This window comes from Peterkaempfera griseoplana (genome assembly GCF_001418575.1).
GTDB lineage: Bacteria > Actinomycetota > Actinomycetes > Streptomycetales > Streptomycetaceae > Peterkaempfera > Peterkaempfera griseoplana.
Window position 1 is genome coordinate 1 of record NZ_LIQR01000586.1, and the last position, 9,099, is coordinate 9,099.

Sequence of the window (9,099 nt, forward strand, 5' to 3'; positions counted from 1 at the left end):
TGGCGCAGCGCCTCCTCGTGGTCGCCGCGGCGATGGGCGGTGAAGCTCAGTCCCAGGCGGGCCGACTCGTTCTGCGGGGTGGTCTCCAGGACGGCGGCGAACGCCTGCGCGGCCTCCTCGGACCGGCCGGCGTCCAGCAGGACCCAGCCGCGCAGGGTACGGCCGGCGGCCGAGCCGGGTTGCCGTTCCAGGGCGCGGGCCAGGCAGTCCAGGGCCTGGTCGAACTCTCCTTCCCAGCGGTGGATCCGGGCCCTCTCCACCAGCAGCGCCGGGTCGTCGGGGCTGAGCCGCAGGGCGCGGTCGCAGTCGGCGGCCGCCTGCGTCTCGCGGTCGAACGCGAAGTGGTGGCGGGCGCGGGCGGCCAGCGCCTGTGCGCGTACCGCCGGTTGCAGTGCGGCGAAGTCGATCAGCAGCGTCAGATAGCCGGACGGGTCGTCGGCGGGCGCGTCGAGAACCGTCGACAGCCGTGCGCCCCAGGCCAGTAGGGCGGGGTGCTCCCCGTCGCGTCCGGCGTCCCGCAGCACCTCCGCCCAGGCGCGGGCGGAGACCGGGCCGATGCTGCCGCCGTCCGCGGCCTCGTTCAGCGCCTCGGTCAGCCGGCGCTCCCCGTCGGCGCACAGCAGGTGGTAGTACTCCTCTCGCCGCAGCTGCCACCAGTCGTCGCCGTGACCCTCGTCGGCCCCGGAGTCGGCCTCCTGTCGCCAGCGGCCGAAGCCCGCGGCCAATTCGCGGTGGAGGGCCGCCCAGCGGCGCGGCGCGAGGTTGTGCTGGTAGCGCAGCATCGCCGTGCGCACGACCTCGTGGAAGCGCAGGACCCGCCCCTGGTCCTGGATGAACGGCATGCTGCGCAGCCAGGCGCCCAGCCTGCCGTCGTCCCGGGGCCCGGCGAGCAGTTCCAGCACGTCGCCGTCCAGGGTGCGGGGCAGTGCGCTGCGGACGGCGAAGTCCCGCCGCTGCGGGTCGGGTTCCCAGCGCAGGAAGCGCTCCACCGCGTCACCGCTGGGGTCCCCGACCTCCTCGACGCCGGCGGGACGGGTGCGGGCCAGGGTGGCGACCAGGACCGGCAGCCGCCCCGACAGGCCCTCGACGACCCTCACCACCTCGGGGTCGGTGATCCCCCGGTTGGCCAGGTACTCACGGGTCTCCTCCTGGGTGAAGACCCGCAGCCGCATCGCCGCGGTGACGGGGAGCAGCGGCGCCCAGCGGTCGGCCCGCAGCGGGCGCTGCCCGCTCACCACCAGCATCACCGTGGCGGGCACCCGTCCGTAGCGGCCGTGGACCAGGTCGCGGAGCCACTGGTCGGCGACCGGCTCCAGCCGCTCGTAGGTGTCGAAGCAGAGCAGCAGCGGGCGTCCGCCCGCTGTGCGCAGCCCTTCGACGAAGGCTCTGGACAGCTGGTCCTCGTCGGTGCCGTGGCCGTCCGCCGAGGGGTTGCGCAGGCGCCGGCCGACCGCGGTTCCCAGCTGGTGGGCGCCCTGGGCGACCTGGTCGGGGGAGATCAGTCCGGCGAAGGGGCCCACCACGGGCAGCGCCTGCACGGCGGCCACTCCGACTCCGGCCGCCAGGCGCCCGGCCGGTGACGGTTCGTCGGCTGCGCCGCCGTCGGGTGCGGCGGCGGCCCTGAGCTGCTGGGCGACCGTGGCGACCCGCTGCGGGAAGGACCTGGGGAGGCAGCCCTGCTCCACCAGCTGGGTCCCGAGGGCCTCCCAGACGTCGAGGAGGCTGCGGCAGTCCTCCGCCACGCGGGCCGTTGCCGCGCCGGCGGTGTCGGCGGCGATCCGGCGCAGCTCCTCCAGCAGGAAGCTCTTGCCGACGCCGGCGTCGCCGTGGATGTTGACGACGAAGCGCCGTTCCGCCACGGGGAGGGCGAGGTTGCCGCGGAACCAGGCCAGCTCCTGGTCCCGGCCGACGAACTCCCTGGCCTGGTGACGGTGGATCAGCTCCTGCCAGCTGGGCTCGTCCGGCACCTGACCCCCTCCGTCCGGCCGTTGGACTCTCCTCATGGTGCCGTCGGGCGGCCCCGCAGAGGAAGAGCCCGACCCCTGCGGGGCCCGGCCCTGTGCCGGGCCCCGCAGCCCGGAGGCCGCCGCCGTACGCTGCGGCGGCGGCCCCGGTCGGCGGTTCAGGGCAGCCGGACGTCGACCAGCAGGGCGTGCTCCGCGACATCGGGGTCGGGGTGGCGCCGCCACCGTTCCAGCTCGGTCCGCCAGGGCCCGGCCCACTCGTCGGCCTGCCCGGCCGAGGCGAGCAGACGTACCGCGAGTACCCCTGCCGGTGCGCTGCCCCGGGCCCGCAGCCGGGCCAGGACCTGCGACACCGCCTCGCGGGGCAGGCGGTCCGCCTGCCGGCCGGGGCCGTGCAGCGGCAGCTCGGGCAGCCGCGCCGACCCGGCCTCGACCAGGTCCAGGCAGCGGTCCCAGCGGACGGGGTCGGCCCGGCCGGACAGCAGTGCCTTCACGGCGGCCGCGGCCGCCGCGGCGGCGGCCCGCCCCGGCAGCCCCGCCTCGGCCAGCGGCTGCACCAGCTCGTCCAGCAGCTCGGGGGCGCAGTCGCCGAAGCCGTCCGCCAGGGCGACAAGCCGGGCCACGGCCCTGCGGTCACGGGCGCCACGGGCCAGGTCCGCCAGCTGGAGCACGGCCTCCAGCCAGGCCTGCCGGACCTCGGGCCGCCTCACTCCGCGGGAGAGCAGCGCGACCGCGGGAGCGCAGTGCCGCAGCGGGGCGTCCAGCGCCAGCACCAGAGCGGCCGCGGCGCGGGCCGCCTCGGCCGTCGGCGGCCCCGAGCGGCGGTAGGCCTCGCAGGCGGCCGACGCGGTCGCGGCGTCGGGATGCGCCATGGCCCGGACCAGCAGCAGCCGGTGACCGGCGCGCGCCCGGACCGGCAGCGCCGCCGCCCCGACGGCGAACAGCGCCTCGCGGACCGCCGGCTCGTCCAGCCCCGCGAGGAGCCGGTCGCGGACGTCCTCCCGGTCGACGAGGTCCAGCAGGACCACGGCCAGCGCGGCCCGCACATCGCGGTGCGGCGGCCCGCCGTCCCAGGCCTGCAGAAGGGCCTGCCGTGCCTCACCGCCCAACAGGTCGCCGAGCGCGCGGGCAGCCTCCTTGCGGGCGCCGACCGGCGCCTCCCCGTCCAGCAGCACACCGGCGGGAATGCGTACCGCTTCGGCGTCCGGCAGCCGCCGCAGCAGCTGACGCAGTCCGGCCATCGCCGCACGGCCGCGCACCCCGCCGGTCCGTACGCAGGCCAGCAGCACCGGAAGGGCCCCGCCGGTGTCGGGGGTGGCGGCGAGGGCGGTCAGCGCGGCCGCCGCCACGGGCTGCGGTGCGGTGCGGGCGAGTTCCGCGGCCGTCCCCGGGTCGGTGATCTCGCGGGCCGCGGCCGTCCGGCGGCCGATGTCCTCCGCCGCGTCCGCTGCGACGGTCCGCAGCAGCCGCCCGTGGGCAGCACGGTCCGCGGGCCGCCAGCGGCCCGCGGACCCGGGCGGGAGCGGCGGCAGGCCGGTGCCGGGCCGCGGCCACAGCGCCCCGGGGCGCCGGTCCCGGGCGGCGGCCAGCACTCCGCCGAGCAGATCGGTGCGGCGCAGGGCGAGGACCTGCCAGACCTGGTCCACGGCGGCGTACGACGGGTCCGCCCGCACCAGTTCGGCGCAGCGCTCCTCACGCAGCGCCCGCGGACCGGTCCACAGCCGTACCGCCCGCTCCGCCGGTCCGGGTCCGGCGGCCCAGGGCGCCATGGCCTGCGGCCCGGCGGGCTCCCGCAGCCGCTCCCGCAGCCAGCGGTCCAGCCCGGGGACCTCGGCGACCTGCGCCCCCAGCAGTTCCGCCACGGTGAGCAGCAGGTCCGGTCGCGGCAGGGTCCGCTCGCAGTGCTGCCATACCTGACGTGCCGTCACGGCCGTGAGGCGGAGCGGACGGACCGGTGTCTCCGTGCGCGGATGGCCGGCCACCCAGGCCATCAGCCCCGCTGCCGCTGCGACCCGCGCGGGGTCCTGTGCGGCGGCCGCCTGCTGGGCGGTGCGGTGCAGCCAGGTGTGCATCCGGGCCAGTGCCGTGGCGGTGGTGTCGCGGGCCTGGACGGTGGTGAGCGCCGCGTCGCGCAGCACCTCCAGGGGCACCCGCGCCAGCAGCGGTTCCGGGGTGTCGGCGCACTGCCCGAGGGCGGCCGCCCGGATGCTGCACTGGTCGTGCCAGGCCCGCTCGGCGGAACGCAGCACCCTTGCGTGGGCCTGCGGGTCGCCGTCCAGCTGGCTGCAGGCGATCAGGGCCGGCCAGCCGAGCTCGCGGTCGTGGCGGCGGTGCGACTCCGCCAGCGGCCGCAGCTCGGGTTCCGCCTCGGCCAGGGGGAGGAGGGAGAGCAGCCTGGTCCGGAGGTACGGTCTGCGGCCCTGGCGGCCGGCGAGCAGACGGCGTACCAGGTCCGCGCGGTCCCCGGGTTCCAGGGCGAGCAGCGTGGGGACGGCACTCATCGCCCTGATGCCACGCCCGGCGATCCGTGACTCGGCGACACGTGTGCGGGCGTCCGGGGGCAGCAGTGCCAGTACCGGCTCGGGAACGCGGTCGTACCCGCTCCAGTGCCGGCCCGCGAGCCGGCACACGGCCGCCAGCTCGGCGAGGTCCGCGGGCGGCAGGGCGCGCAGTGCCCGTTGCACGCTGTGGGGCAGCGCGGTACCGGGTACCGGCAGGTGGTCGGCGGTCCCGCTGCGGACCGCATTGAGCACCGCCCCGGGTTCTCGCAGCAGCACGGTGACGGCGGCCGGGGTCAGCAGTCCGGGTGCGGCGTCGAGCAGCAGCAGCCGGGCCTGCCGGTCGCGGGCTGCGACGACGGACACCAGTCGGGCGGATCCGCGCGGGGCGGATCCTCTCTGTTCGGCGGCGCGCTGCTCCGCGACCAGGGCGCGGGCCACCGCCAGCGGCGCCGTGCGGGCCAGGGAGTGCAGGTCCGCGGTCGGCACCGCCAGCCGGGGCAGCCAGTGGTCGGCGGTCGCCGGTGAGCAGGCGGGGAGCAGCCGGGCCGCCTCCAGGTCGCCGTGGCGGGCGTGCACCAGGGGCAGCAGCCGGTCGGCGGTGTTCCGGCGGCGGGACAACCGCAGGACCCGGTAGAGGCCGTGGCGCACGGCCCGGGGACCGTCGAGGGCGGCCCGGGTCAGGTCGTCCTCCGGGAGGGGCAGTCTGATCGCCGCGGACAGCGCCCGGCGCCAGAGCAGCGAGTCGCGGAGCGCGGCGCCGACCCGGTCGAGGTCGCGGCGGGCGACGGCGAGGAGGAGACCGGTCTGCCGGTCGTCGTCGCCGCCGCTGTCGAGGGCCTGCCGCAGCCGTTCGTAGGCGGCCTGCTCCAGCGTTCGCGCGTACCGGCACAGGGCGCCGGTACGGGCGCTGTACGGCAGGTGGTCGAAGCGTGCCCGCAGCTGTGCGGGCGAAGGGATGCGGGGGTCGTGGTGGTCTGCCATCGCGGTCACCGGGACTTCGCGAGGCCAGCCTTTCGGATCGTCATGGCGGTGATCGTTGCAGGCGGCGGGTCCGGGTGCAACGCATTTGGCGCAGCCGTGTGCCGTGGGGCGGCGCCGGACCGCTGCCTCACGGGGTGTCCGGGTCGGCGGCGGTCCCGTCCGCAGGGTCGGGGACCCACACGCTCAACTGGTAGGTCGTGGGCTGCACCAAGCGGCCGCAGAACATGTCCATCCGCAGCCGGGCGTCGTCGGCGAGCGCATGCCCGTCACGGAGCCGTCGGACATGGGCCCGCAGCTCCGCCTCGTCGCCGGTGGAGAGGAGCACCTCCCAGTGCCCCGGTCCTCGCCCGGCGTCTCCGGCCGCCGCCCGGGCGGCGCGCTCGCGCGCCTGCTTCCTCCTGCGCTGACCCGGCACCCCGTCAGCATGTCGGCCCGGACGGCGCGGTGCAACCGACGTCGCCCTCCCGTCGCGGGGCCCGGCCCCGGTCCGGGACCGGCGGTGCGCTGCTATCGTCCAGCGGTGGTGATCTTCCAGGAACCGGTGCTGTTCCAGCGGCTGAGCGCCGCGCACGGGTGCTGATAGCCGGTGCGGGCGGCGGTTTCGACGTGTACGCCGGGCTGCCGCTGGCGCTGGCGCTGCGCAGTGCGGGCAAGGAGGTGCACCTCGCCAACCTGTCCTTCGCCGACCTGTACGGCCTGTCCACGGACGTGTGGCTGGAGCAGGACGTGGCGGTGATCCGCCCCGACACCGAGGCCCGGGGCGACTACTTCCCCGAGCGCACCCTGGCGCGCTGGCTGGCGCTGCACCGCATGGACCCAACCGTGTACGCGCTCTCCCGTACCGGGGTGCAGCCGCTGCGCGCCGCCTACCGGGCGCTGCTGGCACATCTCGGCGGTGTGGACGCGATCGTGCTGGTGGACGGCGGCACCGACATCCTGATGCGGGGCGACGAGTCCGGGCTCGGCACCCCCGAGGAGGACATGGCCAGCCTCGCCGCGGTGAACGGGCTGACCGAGGTCGCGGAGCGGCTGGTGGCCTGCCTGGGGTTCGGCGTCGACGCCTACCACGGCGTCAACCACGTGCATGTGCTGGAGAACCTGGCCGCCCTGGACCGGGACGGCGCCTACCTGGGGGCCTTCTCCGTCCCCCGCGGCAGCCGCGAGGGCGCCCTGTACCTGGACGCCGTCGCCCATGCGCAGGCGGCGACGCCCACCCATCCCAGCATCGTCAACGGCTCGGTCGCCGCCGCGCTGCGCGGCGAGTTCGGGGACGTCCGCTTCACCGACCGCACCCGTAACAGCGAACTGTTCGTCAACCCCCTGATGAGCATGTACTTCACCGTGGACGCCGTGGGGCTGGCCCGCCGCAACCTCTATCTGGACCGCATCGAGACGACCGTCCTCACCCGGCAGATCAGCAGCGTCATCGAGGAGTTCCGCGACGAGCTGCCCCGCTCCCGTCCCCCGCGCGTCTTTCCGCACTGAGGCATCGCCCCCGCGCCGGGGCACGGGCCCGGCCAGCGGGGCCGCCCTGCGTACGGGCGGCCCCGGGCCGGGACGGACGAGCAGCGAACGCGCCCGCCGTCACCCCCGCAGCAGCGCCTCCACCTCGGCGAACTCCCGCTCGCTGAGCGCTCCGAGAGCCAGGGTGCCGAGGTTCTCCTCGACCTGGGCGACGGTGCGGCAGCCGGGGATCGGGATCGTGGCCGGGCTGCGTGCCAGCAGCCAGGCCAGCGCGCCCTGCGCCAGGGTGCGGCCGCCGGAGGTGAGCACCTCGCGGACGGCGTCGACCCTCGCGAGCCACTCCGGGGCACCCGCGCCGTCCGTGAAGTAGGTCATCCACGCGTGCCCCTGGGAGCGTACGTCCTGTGCTCCGACGCGGCGCCCGTCGTGGTACTTCCCGGACAGCAGCCCCATCGCCAGCGGTCCCCTGGCGATGCTCGCGAGGCCCAGTTCCTCACAGACGGCGACCATCCCGGGGGCGTCACGCAGTACGGAGTAGTCGTGCTGGATCGCGGTGCAGCCCGCCCCGGCCCGGGCGAACGCCTCGGCGCTGCGCGGATCGTCGGTGCTCCACCCGTACGCCCTGATCCTGCCGTCGGCGACGAGGTCCTCCAGGGTGGCGACCAGGTCGAGCGCGGCCGTGACGGAGGCACCGCCGAGGTGGAACTGGTACAGGTCGACGTAGTCGGTGCCCAGCCGGCGCAGACAGCCGTCGAGGCAGGAGCGCAGATACTGCGGACCCGCGTCCTCGGGACCGGCCTCACCGGTGGCCTCGTCGAAGGTGTAGCCCCACTTGGTGGCGATCACGACCTTGTCGCGCTGCCCGGCCAGCGCCCGGCCGAGCACCACCTCGCTGTGACCGGCGCCGTAGTTGCTGGCCGTGTCGAAGAAGGTCGCCCCCAGGTCGAGGGCGCGCCGCAGTGCGGCGATCGACTCGCCGTCGTCGACCGGGCCCCAGCCGAACTGCTCTCTCCCGGAGTGCAGGGGGCCGCCGACCGCCCAGCAGCCCACGCCGACTGCGCCGACCTCGATCCCGCTGCGGCCGAGTGTGCGGATGATGCTCAATGTCTTCCCTTCCGGACTTCTGCTGCTCAGGACTGGTCGGTATCGGCGAGCTGCTCGCGGTACCAGGCGATCTTCTCCCGCAGGTGGTCCTGCTGGGCGCGGAGTTCGGCGATGTGCCGCTCGACCCGCTCCTCGTGCGCGGTGAGCAGCGCCAGGCGCTCCGCCATGGTGCGGCTGCCCCCGCGGGCGCTCTCGGCGTACCGGCACATCTCGGCGATGGGCATGCCGGTGTCCCGGAGGCAGCGCAGTACGCCCAGCCATTCGAGGTGGTCCTGGCTGAAACGGCGGTGGCCGCTGGCGCTTCTGCCGATGCCGTCGAGCAGCCCTATGCGCTCGTAGTACCGCAGGGTGTCGAGACTGAAGCCCGACCGTTCAACGACTTGCGCCGGGGAGAGGGTCTGCGTCATGCGACGACTGTGACACCTGGAGCGCGCTCCAGGTCAAGGAGAGCACCGGCGGTTCCGCCGCCGCGGCCCGGAGGGCAGGACGGCGGGGTGCCTGCGCCGGGCGTTCGGGGGCCGCTTGTCGGGGGCGGCCCCCGGCGGTGTCATCTCGGTGAGCTCGGGCGGAGCGTGCGGCGGGCCGCCGCAAGGACGAGCAGCACCCACAGCGCGGCAGCGGCCCCCACGACGCCGATTCCGGCGCCGAGGCCCGAGTAGTCCTCGTCCACCGAGGCCGGGGCCGTCCAGCCGTCGGGGTCCACAACGACCGTCTCGGTGGTGCCGACCTGCTCCTCTCCCCAGCAGTCCGGGTCCTTGAGGACGGCATGGGCCAGCGGCTTCCCGTCCGCTCGGCGGATGTCGCAGGTCCAGTGCACCCTGCCGTCCCTGCCTGCCTTGCCGTGGTGGGCGGTGGTGACCACCACGTCGGTGCGGACTCCGCGGTGGAGCAGCACCTCTCCCTTGAGGATCTCGCCCGGCAGGGCGAGCAGGGCGATGCCGAGCAGGATGCCGGGCAGCAGCCACCACCCGTTGGGACGCACCGTCATCAGTACCAGCAGCGCGGCGATCAGCAGCAGGACGCCGGTGATCAGACCGGGGGTCGCCCAGTCCGGATCGGCGGTGACCGCCGATCCGGACTGGGCG

At 75.8% G+C, this 9,099-nt stretch carries 6 protein-coding genes and 1 pseudogene; 1 reads left to right on the forward strand and 6 read right to left on the reverse strand.

The window, feature by feature from the left end; genetic code table 11:
• The 3 genes from AOK09_RS33410 to AOK09_RS33420 form a co-directional block, all read right to left on the reverse strand.
• Positions 1 to 1,967, reverse strand: a 1,967-nt coding sequence (locus tag AOK09_RS33410) for an ATP-binding protein (RefSeq protein ID WP_055590972.1), incomplete at its 3' end; no start/stop codon positions are given.
• Between the two features lie 155 nt (positions 1,968 to 2,122).
• Complete coding sequence (locus tag AOK09_RS40580; RefSeq protein ID WP_055590973.1) at positions 2,123 to 5,446, reverse strand: hypothetical protein; 3,324 nt, start codon at positions 5,444 to 5,446, stop codon at positions 2,123 to 2,125.
• A 127-nt stretch (positions 5,447 to 5,573) separates the two neighbouring features.
• Positions 5,574 to 5,861, reverse strand: coding sequence for a hypothetical protein (locus AOK09_RS33420; protein ID WP_063796144.1), 288 nt, complete (start codon positions 5,859 to 5,861; stop codon positions 5,574 to 5,576).
• Positions 5,862 to 5,966: 105 nt separating this feature from the next.
• Between AOK09_RS33420 and AOK09_RS33425 the strand changes: the two are divergent.
• Positions 5,967 to 6,931 (forward strand): annotated as a pseudogene (locus tag AOK09_RS33425) (DUF1152 domain-containing protein).
• Between the two features lie 99 nt (positions 6,932 to 7,030).
• Here AOK09_RS33425 and AOK09_RS33430 read toward each other — a convergent pair.
• The 3 genes from AOK09_RS33430 to AOK09_RS33440 all read right to left on the reverse strand — a co-directional run.
• Positions 7,031 to 8,014, reverse strand: a complete 984-nt coding sequence (locus AOK09_RS33430; RefSeq protein ID WP_055590976.1) for an aldo/keto reductase — start codon at positions 8,012 to 8,014, stop codon at positions 7,031 to 7,033.
• 26 nt (positions 8,015 to 8,040) lie between these two features.
• Entirely contained in the window at positions 8,041 to 8,421 is a 381-nt protein-coding gene (locus tag AOK09_RS33435; RefSeq protein WP_055590977.1) for a MerR family transcriptional regulator, read from the reverse strand.
• A gap of 140 nt (positions 8,422 to 8,561) precedes the next feature.
• On the reverse strand, positions 8,562 to 9,099 hold a 538-nt coding region (locus tag AOK09_RS33440; RefSeq protein ID WP_157876139.1), incomplete at its 5' end, for a hypothetical protein.

Coding starts and splice junctions, on each gene's coding strand:
- AOK09_RS40580 (WP_055590973.1), bottom strand. CDS start 5,446: ATGGCAGACCACCACGACCCCCGCATCCCTTCGCCCGCACAGCTGCGG.
- AOK09_RS33435 (WP_055590977.1), bottom strand. CDS start 8,421: ATGACGCAGACCCTCTCCCCGGCGCAAGTCGTTGAACGGTCGGGCTTC.